Origin of the sequence: Chenggangzhangella methanolivorans, from assembly GCF_042648545.1 — a bacterium.
GTDB classification, from domain to species: domain Bacteria; phylum Pseudomonadota; class Alphaproteobacteria; order Rhizobiales; family Methylopilaceae; genus Methylopila; species Methylopila methanolivorans.
The window spans coordinates 489,510-503,056 of the sequence record NZ_JBHRXS010000003.1 but is presented as its reverse complement, the minus strand read 5'-3'; the positions used below and the strand labels follow the sequence as shown (position 1 = coordinate 503,056).

14 protein-coding genes, 1 tRNA gene and 1 pseudogene are annotated in these 13,547 nt (G+C 66.7%); 6 read left to right on the top strand and 10 right to left on the bottom strand.

Features of this window, described 5'->3' with window-relative positions:
* The first annotated feature begins 107 nt into the window (after nucleotides 1-107).
* The gene (locus ACFOWB_RS02745; RefSeq protein ID WP_378145545.1) at nucleotides 108-770 is read left to right on the top strand and encodes a class I SAM-dependent methyltransferase; all 663 of its coding nucleotides are present in this window, start codon (nucleotides 108-110) and stop codon (nucleotides 768-770) included.
* Nucleotides 771-847: 77 nt separating this feature from the next.
* Here ACFOWB_RS02745 and ACFOWB_RS02740 read toward each other — a convergent pair whose 3' ends face one another.
* From ACFOWB_RS02740 to ACFOWB_RS02730, 3 genes are all read right to left on the bottom strand, one after another.
* A complete protein-coding gene (locus tag ACFOWB_RS02740; protein WP_378145543.1) occupies nucleotides 848-1,921 on the bottom strand; it encodes a glycosyltransferase family 61 protein in 1,074 nt (357 codons plus the stop codon).
* A 422-nt stretch (nucleotides 1,922-2,343) separates the two neighbouring features.
* Nucleotides 2,344-3,414, bottom strand: a complete 1,071-nt coding sequence (locus ACFOWB_RS02735) for an ATP-binding cassette domain-containing protein (RefSeq protein ID WP_378145540.1) — start codon at nucleotides 3,412-3,414, stop codon at nucleotides 2,344-2,346.
* A gap of 43 nt (nucleotides 3,415-3,457) precedes the next feature.
* Nucleotides 3,458-4,330, bottom strand: a complete 873-nt coding sequence (locus tag ACFOWB_RS02730; protein WP_378145538.1) for an undecaprenyl-diphosphate phosphatase — start codon at nucleotides 4,328-4,330, stop codon at nucleotides 3,458-3,460.
* A gap of 167 nt (nucleotides 4,331-4,497) precedes the next feature.
* Here ACFOWB_RS02730 and ACFOWB_RS02725 point away from each other — a divergent pair, with 167 nt between their 5' ends.
* Entirely contained in the window at nucleotides 4,498-5,190 is a 693-nt protein-coding gene (locus tag ACFOWB_RS02725; protein WP_378145536.1) for a glutathione S-transferase family protein, read from the top strand.
* A gap of 169 nt (nucleotides 5,191-5,359) precedes the next feature.
* Nucleotides 5,360-6,109, top strand: coding sequence for a phosphocholine cytidylyltransferase family protein (locus tag ACFOWB_RS02720; RefSeq protein ID WP_378145534.1), 750 nt, complete (start codon nucleotides 5,360-5,362; stop codon nucleotides 6,107-6,109).
* A gap of 26 nt (nucleotides 6,110-6,135) precedes the next feature.
* Here the strand turns inward: ACFOWB_RS02720 and ACFOWB_RS02715 are convergent, their stop codons facing one another.
* The 6 genes from ACFOWB_RS02715 to ACFOWB_RS02690 form a co-directional block, all read right to left on the bottom strand.
* The gene (locus tag ACFOWB_RS02715) at nucleotides 6,136-6,654 is read right to left on the bottom strand and encodes a hypothetical protein (RefSeq protein WP_261401428.1); all 519 of its coding nucleotides are present in this window, start codon (nucleotides 6,652-6,654) and stop codon (nucleotides 6,136-6,138) included.
* 90 nt (nucleotides 6,655-6,744) lie between these two features.
* The gene (gene bioD / locus ACFOWB_RS02710; RefSeq protein WP_261401429.1) at nucleotides 6,745-7,371 is read right to left on the bottom strand and encodes a dethiobiotin synthase; all 627 of its coding nucleotides are present in this window, start codon (nucleotides 7,369-7,371) and stop codon (nucleotides 6,745-6,747) included.
* A complete protein-coding gene (locus ACFOWB_RS02705) occupies nucleotides 7,368-8,504 on the bottom strand; it encodes an 8-amino-7-oxononanoate synthase (RefSeq protein WP_378145531.1) in 1,137 nt (378 codons plus the stop codon). Before ACFOWB_RS02705 ends, bioD begins: the two co-directional genes overlap by 4 nt.
* A 163-nt stretch (nucleotides 8,505-8,667) precedes the next feature.
* Nucleotides 8,668-9,624, bottom strand: a complete 957-nt coding sequence (gene bioB, locus ACFOWB_RS02700) for a biotin synthase BioB (RefSeq protein ID WP_378146068.1) — start codon at nucleotides 9,622-9,624, stop codon at nucleotides 8,668-8,670.
* Nucleotides 9,625-9,772: 148 nt separating this feature from the next.
* Complete coding sequence (locus ACFOWB_RS02695) at nucleotides 9,773-10,267, bottom strand: DUF3016 domain-containing protein (protein ID WP_261401431.1); 495 nt, start codon at nucleotides 10,265-10,267, stop codon at nucleotides 9,773-9,775.
* A gap of 82 nt (nucleotides 10,268-10,349) precedes the next feature.
* Complete coding sequence (locus ACFOWB_RS02690; RefSeq protein WP_261401432.1) at nucleotides 10,350-10,808, bottom strand: winged helix-turn-helix transcriptional regulator; 459 nt, start codon at nucleotides 10,806-10,808, stop codon at nucleotides 10,350-10,352.
* Between the two features lie 83 nt (nucleotides 10,809-10,891).
* On the opposite strand from ACFOWB_RS02690, the pseudogene ACFOWB_RS02685 reads away from it, so the two are divergent.
* Nucleotides 10,892-11,572, top strand: a pseudogene (locus ACFOWB_RS02685) (MFS transporter); the annotation flags it as partial.
* Nucleotides 11,573-12,117: 545 nt separating this feature from the next.
* On the opposite strand, the gene ACFOWB_RS02680 reads toward ACFOWB_RS02685, so the two are convergent.
* Nucleotides 12,118-12,202: transfer RNA gene (locus ACFOWB_RS02680), tRNA-Leu, on the bottom strand.
* Nucleotides 12,203-12,370: 168 nt separating this feature from the next.
* On the opposite strand from ACFOWB_RS02680, the gene ACFOWB_RS02675 reads away from it, so the two are divergent.
* Nucleotides 12,371-12,952: a YqaA family protein gene (locus tag ACFOWB_RS02675; RefSeq protein WP_261401433.1), complete on the top strand. Its 582-nt coding sequence runs from the start codon at nucleotides 12,371-12,373 to the stop codon at nucleotides 12,950-12,952.
* A 17-nt stretch (nucleotides 12,953-12,969) separates the two neighbouring features.
* Nucleotides 12,970-13,509 carry a disulfide bond formation protein B gene (locus ACFOWB_RS02670; RefSeq protein WP_261401434.1) on the top strand — a complete coding sequence of 180 codons (540 nt, stop codon included), beginning with the start codon at nucleotides 12,970-12,972 and terminating at the stop codon, nucleotides 13,507-13,509.
* Nucleotides 13,510-13,547 lie beyond the last annotated feature (38 nt).

Here is a 13,547-nt window from a genome sequence, read left to right as displayed (position 1 = left end):
CGTCTTGATCGCGCGCTTCTAAGAGGCGCGCGGCGAAAGGTCTCGTTGTTGCCAGGCGTCAGATATATTGATAATCTCCCGTGGAAGCAGAGGGGATCTATAGAGCGATGTCTCTTTGGGAGCAATTTTTGACACATGAAGGCCGCGGTGTTCAGAAATGGACGCAGTATATTCCCGTATATGAGCGGCATGTCGCCCGGTTTCAGAACAGGTCGATTACGATGTTGGAGATTGGCGTCAATCGTGGTGGTTCCCTGCAGATGTGGAAACGATATCTTGGGCCGTACGCCACGATCGTGGGAGTCGATATCGCCGAAAAATGCAAGGAGTTTGAAGAGGACCAGATTTACGTAAGGATCGGGAGTCAAGCCGACACGGCGTTTCTTGATGAGATTTGCGAGGAATTCGGCCCGTTCGACGTTATTTTGGATGATGGAAGTCATATCAATGATCATCAGGTTGTGACCATCGAGCATTTATATAATCGTTTGACGCCAGAGGGCGTTTACTTAGTCGAGGATACGCACACGAGCTACGTAGAGCGCTACGGTGGTGGGCTTCGTGCTCCAGGCACCTTTATCGAATACTGCAAAAATAAGATCGACGCGCTGAACGGATATAATTACTCGGGCGGTGTAGATCAGTTTACAAAGAATACAATTTCGATCCACGTTTATGATAGTATTGTCGTATTTGAGCGAGGCCGTCATCGGAGGTCGACTTCCGTGGATCGGGGCGAGCCGAGGCTGGCTGTAAAGCCTAAGCTTTAACACGGTTATCGGCCCACTCGGGACGACGCCTCTCGGAAGGTGCATGTAAACGGCGAGCGGATCTCACTTTGTGTTTTTTAGATCCGCTCGAATATTTCGTGACATGCTGAATTGACGTCGAGAGTTCTTACTAGCTCGGATCCCAATCGAGCGCTTTGTATGCAATTGACATAAGTGGATTTGTACATTTTCGCCCCGTCTATGATAAGATATCGTTCATAAATATTTTCTTCCGCGAGGTATATTATCTGTAGATTAGGGTTTTCGACAAATAGGCTGTTGTGAAATGCAGAGCCAATCATTCCGGCGACGACGGAAGCAGACCTGAAGGTTGAAACCTGTTCGGCGATTGTCATGGTCTCTGGGTGAAGAATCTTGAAACCGTTCGCCGCCAAACGTTGCTCAAGCGCCTGTTCGTCGGATCGGCATCCGCGAGGATCGGAGGCGAGCATAGATCGAGACAGGTAGATATACGGTCCGTTTGCGGAAGCTGTCTCAAATCGCTCTGCAGCATATTCGTAGGAGGTGGTATAAGCGCTGTAGATGCGGAATGCATGTTCTATGGCAGGTTGAGGAACAATAATATTACGAAATATAGTTGGACGATCAACGAGTATAATTCTTTCATGATTGATGCCGAAGGCTGAAAGCGTATCGCGTATCCAAGCGCGCTTCAGGAAGAAATCGAGCGTCTGGCCGGCGTGGGTCAGAAAGACAATTCTTATCTCGGGCGGAAGTTCCCGAAGGATCCAAAGCCGCGAGAGCGTGTCGGTTAGAAAGTGACCGAAATGATGGATCATAGCGCCGCCGAAAACAACCGGCTCGTGAATCTCCAACTCTGTGTCCGTCGATATCCGTTCCGGAGAGTAAGCGTAGGCCTTCCGAAACAGAGTCGTTTTCGTGTCGTCTGGAATAAGTGATCCGCTCGGTATGATTATTCGTCCGGTATAATCAAGGCGTGCGCCATCCTCGGAATGCAGGCATTGTGAATTCTTGGCTGCGAGCGCAAAATTAAGGGTGCGGCGCTCCGGTCGACCAATGATGTTCTGAGTTCGTTCAAGTCGCTTATGAAGCCGTTTCTGATCGAAGCCGATAAAGGAAAGTTGGCCTCGATTTATTTTGTTACGAATAGACTCATTCGAAAGCTTCATTGATCAGGTCGCCAGAAAACGCGAAAGGCAGGCGCGCCGCCGGCCTGCTAGTGTCACTGATAGGCTGATGATGATCGGTGAGTAAAGCACCGCCCCCTTTGTGGGGCACCGCAGCTACCCGCCGCTGCCGCTGTTTGAGCGTGCGATGATCAGCATTTGCCGCGCGCGCGCCTCATAATCAGTGCGCACGTCCTTGTCTTTCGAGGTTGAGGCCGGGCGCTTCGGCGCGGCCGCCTGTTCGTCCGCTTCCTAATCGAGAACGTCGGGATGTTCTTTCCGATAGAGCCAGCGCGCCATCACCTCGACGACTTCCGGCTTCGGTTCCCATGCCATCGCACGTCACCGTTCTGCTCTTTCGAAGCCAGCCGAGGATACGAGCTTATAGCTGTTCCAAAAACCGCGACCTTCCGCCAATGGGCGCCTTAGAGCCGCGCGCCTGTCGCCGCGTCGAAGAGATGCAGGCTTTCGCGACGGGCGCCGAGAGTGAGAGGGCCGACGGCCGGAACATCGACCGGCCCGGTGAGCCGCGCGAGGAACGGGAACGCTCCGACCCGCCCGTGCACGAGGGTTTCGCGCCCCGCGCGCGCCGCGAGTTCGACCGTGACGGGAAACGTCGCGGCGGCGGGCAGAGAGCCCTCGCCCGGCGCGAAAAGATCCTCGGGCCGCACGCCGAGAACGGCGAAGACGAAGCCGGTCCGCAGGCTTGCGCCGCCAAGATGCGTGCCGTCCTCGAGCGACAGGCCGGTCCGCTCGGCGCGCACGGGAAGCAGGTTCATGGGCGAGGGCCCGAGAAGGCGCGCGGCGGCCGACGTCGGCGGGCGGGCGTAGAGCTCGTCGGCGCCGCCCGCGGCGACGACCCGGCCGCCGTCGAGCAGCACGAGGCTGTCGGCGAGCGCCAGCGCCTCGGCCTGGTCCTGCAGCGAAAACACCGCGGCCGCGCCGGTCTCGCGCCGCAGCGCCGCGAGCTTGAAGCGCAGCGCCGCGCGCTCGGCGGCGTCGAGGCCGCGGAACGGCTCGTCGAACAGCAAAGCCGCCGGCCGGGCCGCGAAGGCGCGCGCGAGCGCGGTCCGCGCCCGTTCGCCCGAGGAGACTCGGCCTGCGCGGCGGGCGAGCGATGGGCCGAGGCCGAAGGCGTCGGCTGCGCGCAGGGCGGCCTCTTGCGCGTCCCTGCGCTTCAGGCCGCGGGCGCCGAGCCCCCGGACGATGTTGTCATAGAGATTGCGTCCAGGCTCGAGCGCGTCCGGATCGACGAGTTCGGCGAGCTCGGGCCGTCCGATCCGCCAGGACTGGCTGACGTCCTCGCCGATCTCGATCACGCCGGCGTCCGGCTTCTCGCGCCGCGCGATGAGGCGCAGGAGCGTCGACTTGCCGGAGCCCGCCGGGCCGATCAGCGCGCAGGAGGACCCCGCCGGGACCTCGAACGAGACGTCGTCGAGCGCCTTGCGGCCGCCTCTCAGGGTTCGGGTGACGTGGGTGACGACGATCGCGGCCAAGCGTCAAAGGCTCCAGCGGGCCGAACGCGGCCTCACCTCATCGTCACCCGTAGACCATGAGGCCCGCAAGGCCGGCCGCGCCGACGATCAGCCGCCACCAGGCGAAGGGCGCGAAGCCGTGGCGCGAGATGAAGTCGAGCGCGAAGCGCACCACGATGAGCGCGACGATGAAGGCGCACACGAATCCGACGCCGACAAGCGCGAGGTCGTCGAACTTCAGCGTGTCGCGGTTCTTGTAGAGATCGTAGGCGAACGCGCCCGCCATGGTGGGCATGGCGAGGAAGAACGAGAACTCCGCCGCCGCGCGCTTGCTCGCGCCGAGCAGCAGCGCGCCGACGATGGTGGAGCCGGAGCGCGAGACGCCCGGGATCATCGCGAGGCACTGGCAGAAACCGATGACGAGGCACATGCGCAGCGGAAACTGCATCGCGTCGTCATAGGCGACGGCCGCCTGTGGCGCGCCTGTCCAGCCATGCGCGGGGCCGTCGGTCGCGCCGACCGGGATCGACTGCGGCTGGTGGCGCATGTCGACCCACAGCAGCACCAGGCCGCCGACGATGAGCGCGACGCAGATCGTCATCGGGCTCTCGAACAGCACCGTCTTGATGAAGCCGTGCAGCGCCGCGCCGATGACGGCCGCGGGCAGGAAGGCGACCAGCACGCCGATGACGAAACGCCGCGCCGTCGGATCGTGCGGCAGGCGGATCGCGATGTTGATGAGCTTGCCGGAATAGACCGCGAGAATCGCGAGGATCGCCCCGAGCTGGATCAGCACCTCGAAGGATTTCCCGGCGGACTCGAAGCCGAGGAAATGGCCGAGCAGCAGGATGTGGCCGGTGGAGGAGACCGGCAGAAACTCGGTCAGCCCCTCGACGACGCCGAGCAGGGCGGCTTCCAACAGTTGGTGCAGATCCATCGCGCCCCGTCTCCCCCGAGGGCCCGCGGCCGATTCGGTGTTGTCGCGCGGGCGGTGCGGTTCTATACGGGGCGCCCGCGCCGCGCCATCTCAACCGCGGCGTTCCGCGCGCGTGCGACGCGCGCCGGCCACACTTTCTCCGAGCGCCGCGAGACCCCCCGGCATCCATGGCGATCCTCTACCACCACCCGCTTTGCCCGCATTCGCGCTTTGTGCGCCTCGTCATGAGCGAATACGGGCTCGAGGCGGATCTGGTCGAAGAGCGGATCTGGGAGCGGCGCGAACCGTTCCTGACGCTCAACCCAGCGGGCTCCACCCCGGTGCTGGTCGAGGCCTCGATGCCTTCCGTGCCGGGCGCCGACGTGATCGCCGAATATCTCGACGAGACCCGTGGCCTCGCGCTCGGCGACCGGCGGCTCTTGCCGGACTCGCCCCGCGACCGCGTCGAGACCCGCCGGCTGACCGACTGGTTCAACCGCAAGTTCTTCGAGGAGGTCTCGAGCCACCTCGTCACCGAGAAGATCTACAAGCGCTTCATGCCGACCAATCTCGGCGGCGGCGCGCCCGAGATGGCGGCCATCCGCGCCGGCCGCGCCAACATCCGCTACCACCTCAAATATGTCGGCTACCTCATCCGCCAGCGCCGCTGGCTGGCGGGCGACCGGCTGACCTACGCCGATCTCGCGGCCGCCGCCCATTTCTCCGTCGTCGACTATCTCGGCGACGTGCCTTGGGAGGAGGACGAGACGGCGCGCAACTGGTACGCGCGGGTGAAGTCGCGTCCGTCCTTCCGTCCGCTGCTGGGCGAGACCGTTCCCGGCACCGCCCCCGCGCCGCATTACGCGGATCTTGATTTCTGAAGTCGGTTCCAGGGAAGGCGAACTGCGTGCGTCGAGACGCCCGCCTGCGGCGCGCTCCTCAGCATGAGGAGCGTGGAGGATGCGCAAACGGTCCTCATGCCGAGGAAGCCCGGAGAGCCGTCTCGAAGCCCGCAGTTCGCGCCCGCCTGGACATCCGGAGGACAGCCAAGTGAAAGCCATCATCCTCAGCGCCGGCCAGGGGCGCCGCCTTCTGCCGCTGACCGCCGAGACCCCGAAGTGTCTGATCCCGTTCTCGGGCAAGCCGCTGCTCGAATGGCAGGTTCGCTCGCTCGCCTCCGCCGGCGTCACCGAGATCGTGGTGGTGACGGGCTTCGAGGCCGCCAAGGTCGACGCGGCGCTCGACGCCATCAAGCTGTCGGGCGTCAGCCTGCGCACGACCCACAACCCGTTCTTCGAACTCGCCGACAATCTGGCGAGCTGCTGGATCGCGCGCCACGAGATGAAGCAGCCGTTCCTGATCTTGAACGGCGACACGCTGATCGAGCCGGAGATCTCGAAGGCCGTTCTGGCCGATCCGCCGGTCGCGCCCATCACGGTGACGATCGACCGCAAGGGCGACTACGACAGCGACGACATGAAGGTGCGCGACAAGGACGGCCGGCTGTTCGCGATCGGCAAGACGCTGCCGCTCGACCTCGTCACCGGCGAGTCGATCGGATGCCTGCGCTTCACCGATGAGGGCGCCAAGATCTTCGTCGCCGAGATCGAGCGCCTGCTGCGCTCCGAGGACGGGCTGAAGCGCTGGTATCTGTCCGCCATCGACGGCATCGCCCGCTATCACGGCGAGGTCGTCGGCGTGCGTTCGATCGAAGGCAAGGAATGGAGCGAGCTCGACTTCCCCGCCGATCTCGACCGCGGCGTGGCGATGACCGACGGCTGGGCCAAGCGCGGGCTCTGAGCCCGCGCCCGGTCGCCGTCTTTCGATCAGGGCAGCGTCGTCTTCAGTGAGAACGGCGCCTTGAAGCCGAGCTCGTCGACTTTCAGCGTCTTCACCTTCGCGAACGATCCTCCGGTGGTCTGGATGAGACCGCAGGGCGACATGCCCATGTTCGGGACGAACTCGTTCCGGCTTTTGATCTTCGGTTCGACGCGTTCTTCGGCAGGGTAGTAGAGGACGCCCTTCTGCATGCCGGCGAGCGGCAGCGTGTTGGCGCTCATGAGCGCTTCGCCGGAGCAGTTCTTGGTCTTGTAGTAGAGGATGTATCTCGCCTCGAAGAAGCCGAGATTGTTGGCCGGAACGGCGAGGATGCGCTTGTCGACCGAGATCAGCGCCGAATTCGTGCCCGCATTGTTGGGCAGATAGGGGCCGATCGCCTTGCCGGCCGCGTCGACCAGGATCGGCAGTCCCGAAAGCGGCGCGTCCGGCGCGGCGACGGCGGAAGCGGCCAGCCCGCAGAGGCACAAAGCGGCCGCAGCCGCTGAACGAAGAGATCCAATCGGCATCGCACGCTCCTGACCGAGAAGAGGACAAGCGCGTGATGGATGAAAGTCCGTTTCGTCGCCATTCGGGCGACTACGTACCATCTTGGGTTGTCAGGCGATGAAGTCCCGCGTGCGGAACGCCTTGCCGAAGGCTTCGGCGAGCGTGCGCGGCGACAGAGGCGCGAGCGGCGGCAGCCGGCCCAGCACCCTGGCGCCCGAAAAGGTCGCGATCGCGCGGATGGAGTCGACGTTCTCCTCGCCCACGAAGGCGACGCCCAGCACGGGAATCCCACGGGCCTTGAGCGCCGAGAGCGACAGCAGCGTGTGGTTGATGGTCCCGAGCGCCGTGCGGGCGACGAGCACGACCGGCAGGCGCCAGCGCGCGAACACGTCGATGGTGAGCGTCTCCCGCGTCAGCGGCACGAACAGGCCGCCCGCGCCCTCGATCACCAGCGGGCCGTTGACCGCGGGAGGATTGAGCGCCTCGGGGTCGATCGCGACGCCGTCGATCTCGGCGGCGAGGTGGGGCGAGGCGGGCGTCCTCAGCCGCCACGCTTCGGGCAGCACGCGCTCCGGGGGAAGGCGCGCGAGCCGGGCCACGGTCTCGCTGTCGGTCTCGCCCTCGAGGCCCGACTGGACCGGCTTCCAGTAGGTCGCGCCGAGCGCGGCGGTCAGCCCTGCGGCGAACACGGTCTTGCCGATGCCGGTGTCGGTCCCGGTGACGACGATCGCGCTCACGCGGCCTCCTCCTGGATCTGCGCGCCGATCGCGTCGATCAGCGCGGCGACGTCGGCCTCGGCGACGTTGAGGGTGAGCGAGATCCTGAGCCGCGCCGTACCCTCGGGCACGGTCGGCGGACGGATCGCGCGGCAGTCGAAGCCCGCGGCGCGGACCGCGCGCGCCGCCCGCAGCGCCCGGGCGTTGCGGCCGAGGATGACGGGCTGGATGTGCGAGCCAGAACCTCGAAGGCCGAGCCCGGCGAGCTTGCCTTCGGCGATGGCGACGCGGCGGGCGAGCGCCGCGCGGCGCGCCGGCTCGTCCTCCACCATGCGGAGCGCCTCGCGCACGGCGGCGGCGGCGAGCGGGGAGGGCGCGGTGGCGTAGATGAAGGGGCGGGCGCGGTTGACGAGGAAGTCGACGATCGCCGCGGGTCCCGTCACGAGCGCGCCCGAACAGCCGAGCCCCTTACCGCAGGTGTGGGTCGAGACGAGCGCCTCGCGTCCCTCGAAGGTCTCGCCGAGGCCGCGCCCGCGGGCGCCCAGAACGCCGGTGGCGTGCGCCTCGTCGAGCAGCAGGAAGCCGTCATTGCGTTCCGCAAGCGCCATCAGCTCGGCGACGGGCGCGCGGTCGCCGTCCATCGAATAGAGGCTCTCGGCCGCGATCCATGGCGCGCCCGTCCCGCCGCGCTCCCGGAAGGCGCGGATCGCGTCTTCGGCGGCGCCGGCGTCGTTGTGCGCGAAGGCGACGGTCTCGGCGCGGCAGCCCTTCAGGCCGTCATGGACGGAGGCGTGGATCAGCTCGTCATGGACGACGAGGTCGCCGCGTTGGGGCAGCGTCTGGATAAGAGCGACGTTGGCCGAGAAACCCGCCCCGAAATAGAGCGCTTTCTCCGCGCCGAAGAAGGCGGCTGCCTCCGCCTCCAGCGCCTCGTGCTCCGGATGGTTGCCGCGTAGGAGCCGCGAGCCTGCCGCCCCGACAGGCGCGCCGCGCCCGATCGCCTCGCGGACGGCCTCGGCGAGGCGAGGGGAGGCCGCAAGGCCGAGATAGTCGTTGGACGCGAAGTCGAGGCCCTCGCGGGGCGCGAGGCCGCGCAGCCGATCCTTGCGGGAGAGGCCCTCGAGCGCGGTCTCGAAGCGGGAGAGGCGGGTCATCAGAAGGTCCGCGCTGCAGAGACGAACTGCGTGCTTGGAGACGCTTCGCTTGCGCGAAGCTCCTCAGCATGAGGTCTTCCTGTGCGCTGCATCACCCTCGACATCCCTCATGCTGAGGAGCGCCGAAGGCGCGTCTCGAAGCGCGCAGTCGGCTTTCGCCGCTTCACTCGTCCCCGAGCGCCTCTGGCTCGACGCCGAGTCGGCGGAACAGCGCGCCGTCGTGGTCCTCGCCCGGATTGTCGGCGGTGAGGAGCGTCTCGCCGACGAAGATCGAGTTCGCGCCGGCGAGGAAGCACATCGCCTGCATCTCGTCCGACATCTCGGTGCGGCCGGCCGACAGGCGCACATGGCTCGTCGGCATCATGATGCGGGCGAGCGCGATGGTGCGCACGAAGTCGAACGGGTCGATGGGCGCTGCGTTCTCGAGCTTGGTGCCGGGGATCGGGATCAGCATGTTGATCGGCACGCTCTCGGGCGCCTCGTCGAGATTGGCGAGCGTCACCAGCATGTCGACGCGGTCGTCGACCGTCTCGCCCATGCCGAGGATGCCGCCTGCGCACACCTTCATGCCGGCCGAGCGCACGTTGTCGAGCGTCTCGAGCCGATCGGCGAAGGTGCGCGTGGTGATGATCTCGGAGTAATAGCGCTCCGAGGTGTCGAGGTTGTGGTTGTAATAGTCGAGCCCGGCGTCCTTGAGCTGGAGGGCCTGCTCGGGGGTGAGCATGCCGAGCGTCATGCAGGTCTCCATGCCGAGGCCTTTGACGCCCTCGACCATGGCCAGGACCATGTCCATGTCGCGGTCCTTCGGGCTCCGCCACGCCGCGCCCATGCAGTAGCGCGTCGCGCCGCCGTCTCTCGCCTTGCGGGCCTCGTCGATCACCCGTTCGACCTCCATCAGCTTGGAGGCCTTGAGCTTTTCGCCGGGCATGCGGGCCGACTGGCTGCAATAGCCGCAGTCTTCCGCGCAGCCGCCGGTCTTGATCGACAGCAGCCGGCTCATCTGCACGCGATTGGGATCGAAATGGCGGCGGTGGACGGTCTGCGCCTCGAACATCAGATCCGCGAAGGGCAGCGCGTAGAGCGACTTCGCGGCTTCGCGCGTCCAGTGCGTGCGCGTCATCGCGCGCTCCACCGTCGAGATCAGTTCCGCAAACGCCATGGTCGGTTCCGTCGTTTCGCCGCCGGCAGGCGCCGACGATGACCAACCCGCATACATGGAAAGCGGGCTGGGCGAAACGCTCCGATGGACGCGGAGGAGGAGGGCGCGCTCAGCCCCGCGCGGGCTTAAGCCTGACGATGCGGTCGCGGAACCAGTCGCGCATCAGCTCGGTCTCGTAGGGGAACGAGCCGAGCGAGGAGCGGGCGGCGGCGTCCCAGAGGTAGTTCATATCCGTCACCGTCTCTTCGCCCGAAGCGATGACGCGGCGGCCGTCCGAGAGGCGGTAGCTGAGCTTCACGCTCGGCGGCGTGACGTCGCGCATGATCCGGACGTTGTCGGCGCCGCCGGCCCGCCACGGTTCGAACTGGCCCGCCGGGCGCACGTCGAGGATTTTCACCTCGAGCCTCTGGCTCTTCGGCAGGTCGCGCTCGCCGAGCCGCATGAGCGTGCGGGAAAGATGGCGGTACATCGCCTCGCGTTCGCTGGCGCTGCGCCAGACGAGCGACGAGGCGTCGCCGGTCGGTCGGGCGAGGACGGTGATCTCGGCCGCCGCAGGCGAGGCCGCGACCAGCGCGGCGGCGAGCCCAAGCAGAATGCGCCTCATGGCGAGTTCCTCGCATCATGGCGCGCCTCGGCCAGACGCGCGCCTCAGTCGCTCGTTTATTTCGGCGCGCGTCGACGGCCCTTCAAGCTCCTTTTGCGGGCCGAGCCTTCTCGACGCGGGTCTCGTCAAAGGCGAGGGGGCGCGCGTCGGCCGCGCGGACCTCGAGCCGGGCGACCGGCGCGCCGTCGCGCGCGTCGACGAGCGCCGAGCGCGGCTCGCCGGCGGCGAACAGGTGGTCCTCCCCCCATTGCCGCAGCGCCGCGACCACGACGAACAGGTCGCGGCCCTTCGCCGTCAGCACATATTCGGAGTAGGCGCTGCCGTCGGAGGCGGGCGCGAGCTCCAGCACGCCGGCCTCCACCAGCGCCTGAAGGCGGGTCGCCAGCATTCCCTTGGCGACGCCGAGGTTTTTCTGGAACGCGCCGAAGCGCCGGACGCCGTCGAAGGCGTCTCTCACAATCAGCAGCGACCACCAGTCGCCGATCACGTCGAGGGCGCGCGCCACCGGACAGTCCGCGCTCCCGAAACTGACGCGCCGCATCCCGGACCCTCCTCGAGTTCAATTTCAGTCTCAAAATAAGACTGGACTTGTCGCGCAGCAACTGGTCTCGTTATGAGACTGGAATGGGGACGGACATGGCCGGAGCTCTTTCGACCGACGGGGCCGCGCGCAGGCGACAAGCCGAAGGCCCGTCGCGCGCGACGCTGCTCCTGCTCGCGGCGACCTGCGGGGTCGCGGTCGCCAATGTCTATTACGCCCAGCCTCTGCTGGGCTCGATCGCGGAGAGCTTCGCGATCGAGCCTGCGACCGTCGGCCTGGTCGTGACCCTCACCCAGGCGGGCTATGCGGCGGGCCTCCTGTTCGTCGCGCCGCTTGGAGACCGGCTTGATCGTCGCCGGCTCGTGATCGTTCAGACGATGGCGTCCGCCGCCGCGCTGCTCGTCGCGGGTTCGGCCACGAGCGCGCCGGTCTTTCTCGGCGCGATGATCCTCGTCGGGCTCCTCGCCGTCGTCGTTCAGGTGCTCGTCGCCTTCGCGGCGGCGCTCGCGGCGCCCGGCGAACAGGGGCGCGCCGTCGGACTCGTCACCAGCGGCGTGGTGACGGGCATCCTGGCGGCCCGCTTCGTCTCGGGCGCGTTGGCGGATCTCGGCGGCTGGCGGCTGGTCTATCTGGTTTCGGCCGGCCTCATGCTCGCGCTTTCGGCGCTGCTCGCCCGCATGCTGCCGCGTCGCCCGCCTGCGACCCGGCAGAGCTATGGCGAAATCCTGAAATCGACGCTCGCGCTGTTCCTGCGCGAGCCGCTGCCGCGCAGCCGCGGCCTCATCGCGCTGTTCGCCTTCGCAAGCTTCAGCTGCCTGTGGACCGCGATGGCGCTGCCGCTCGGCGCGCCGCCGTTCTCGCTGAGCCATTCCGAGATCGGACTGTTCGGCTTCGCCGGCCTCGCCGGGGCGCTCGCCGCCGCGAAGGCCGGCCGGCTCGCCGACCGCGGCTTCGGACAAGCGACCACGGGCGCGGCGTTGGCGCTGCTCGCCCTGTCTTGGCTGCCCATAGGCTTTCTGGACCGCTCGATCGCGCTGTTCGCGCTGGGCGTGGTCCTGCTCGATTTCGCGGTGCAGGCGGTCCATGTCACGAATCAGAGCCTGATGGTCGCGGCGTTCCCGGCCGCCGACAGCCGGCTCGTCGGCGGCTACATGCTCTTCTATTCGATCGGCAGCGGTATCGGCGCGATCTCGTCCACTGCGGTCTTCGCGCTCGCCGGCTGGACGGGCGTCGCCTGGCTCGGGGCGGCTTTCAGCGCTGCGGGGCTTTGCGTCTGGAGCGCGGCCTCATGGAGCCGCCTGCAGAGAGATGGTGCGGGTGGTCGGGCTCGAACCGACACTCCTTGCGGAACCGGATTTTGAGTCCGGCGCGTCTACCAATTCCACCACACCCGCACGCGCGACTGAATTCGCATGACCGGCGCGGCTGCGTAAAGGGCTTCGCGACCATGTCGCGGACGAAGACCCGGACGCAGGCTTGCATTCCGGCGCGGAAGGCGCTTGGTCTCCCCCCGTCCGCATCTTGCGCGGCCGCTCGCGCCGGTTCGTCCGAAAGTCTGAGTCATGCTGCGACGCCTGTACGACTGGACGCTCTCGCTCGCCGCGGGTCCGAGGGCCGACGCGGCGCTCTTCGGGGTCTCGTTCGCCGAAGCCTCGTTCTTTCCCCTGCCGCCCGACATCCTGCTCGTGCCGATGACGCTGGCGCGTCCGGAGCGCGCCTATCGGCTCGCGATCATGTGCGGGCTCGCCTCGACGCTCGGCGGCATGGTCGGCTACGCCATCGGGGCGCTGCTCTACGACACGCTGGGGCTGTGGATCATCCAGCTCTACGGCTACGGCGACAAGATGGACGCGTTCCGCGACACCTACGCCCAGTGGGGTCTGTGGATCATCCTTCTGAAGGGCCTGACGCCCATTCCCTACAAGCTCGTCAGCATCACGTCGGGCTTCGCCGGATACGACATCTGGCTGTTCTTCGCGCTCTCGCTCGTCTCGCGGATCCTGCGCTTCCTCGCGGTGGGCTGGCTGCTCAGGCGCTACGGCGAGCCGGTGCGCGAGTTCATCGAGAAGCGGCTCGAACTCTCCGCCATCCTGTTGCTGGTGGTGATCGTCGGCGGCTTCGTGCTGGTCAAATACGTGTTCTGACAGCGGTCGCGACAGCCATGCCGAATTCCGACATGCCGGGCGTCATGACGACCCGCCTGACCCCCGCCGCCACGGCGCTCGTCGTCGCGATCGTCTCGGCCGCGACCGTCGGCGGAGCGCTCGTGATGCAGCACGGCTTCGGCTACGTGCCCTGCATGCTGTGCCTGTGGGGACGCTGGCCGCATTATCTCGGCGCGCCGCTGGCGCTCGCCGCCTGGCTGCTCGCGACGCGCGGCGCGCCGGCTCCCGCGCGGATCGCGCTCGCCCTTGCGGCCCTGTTGTTTCTCGCGGGAGCCGGCCTCAGCGCCTATCACGCCGGGGTCGAGTGGGGGTTCTGGCCGGGCCCTGCGAGCTGCGCGGGCGCGAACGCCGCGCCGACCGCCGCCGGCGGTTTGCTCGATCAAATGCGCGCGACCCGAATCGTTCCGTGCGACGCCGCCGCGTTCCGAATTCTGGGGATTTCGCTGGCGGGCTGGAACGCTCTGATCTGTCTGGCGCTCTCGGCGATCGCAGCTCTTGGCGCTCGACGCCCGGGCGCCGCCCAAGGCGGGGCTTGACGCGGCGTCTTCGGCGCGGAAGTCATTGACCCCGCGCA

Bases quoted from the DNA above. Each gene is read 5' to 3' on its own strand.
- ACFOWB_RS02745 (WP_378145545.1), top strand. From the start codon at position 108: ATGTCTCTTTGGGAGCAATTTTTGACACATGAAGGCCGCGGTGTTCAG.
- ACFOWB_RS02740 (WP_378145543.1), bottom strand. From the start codon at position 1,921: ATGAAGCTTTCGAATGAGTCTATTCGTAACAAAATAAATCGAGGCCAA.
- ACFOWB_RS02730 (WP_378145538.1), bottom strand. From the start codon at position 4,330: ATGGATCTGCACCAACTGTTGGAAGCCGCCCTGCTCGGCGTCGTCGAG.
- ACFOWB_RS02725 (WP_378145536.1), top strand. From the start codon at position 4,498: ATGGCGATCCTCTACCACCACCCGCTTTGCCCGCATTCGCGCTTTGTG.
- ACFOWB_RS02715 (WP_261401428.1), bottom strand. From the start codon at position 6,654: ATGCCGATTGGATCTCTTCGTTCAGCGGCTGCGGCCGCTTTGTGCCTC.
- ACFOWB_RS02705 (WP_378145531.1), bottom strand. From the start codon at position 8,504: ATGACCCGCCTCTCCCGCTTCGAGACCGCGCTCGAGGGCCTCTCCCGC.
- bioB (WP_378146068.1), bottom strand. From the start codon at position 9,624: ATGACGCGCACGCACTGGACGCGCGAAGCCGCGAAGTCGCTCTACGCG.
- ACFOWB_RS02695 (WP_261401431.1), bottom strand. From the start codon at position 10,267: ATGAGGCGCATTCTGCTTGGGCTCGCCGCCGCGCTGGTCGCGGCCTCG.
- ACFOWB_RS02690 (WP_261401432.1), bottom strand. From the start codon at position 10,808: ATGCGGCGCGTCAGTTTCGGGAGCGCGGACTGTCCGGTGGCGCGCGCC.
- ACFOWB_RS02675 (WP_261401433.1), top strand. From the start codon at position 12,371: ATGCTGCGACGCCTGTACGACTGGACGCTCTCGCTCGCCGCGGGTCCG.
- ACFOWB_RS02670 (WP_261401434.1), top strand. From the start codon at position 12,970: ATGCCGAATTCCGACATGCCGGGCGTCATGACGACCCGCCTGACCCCC.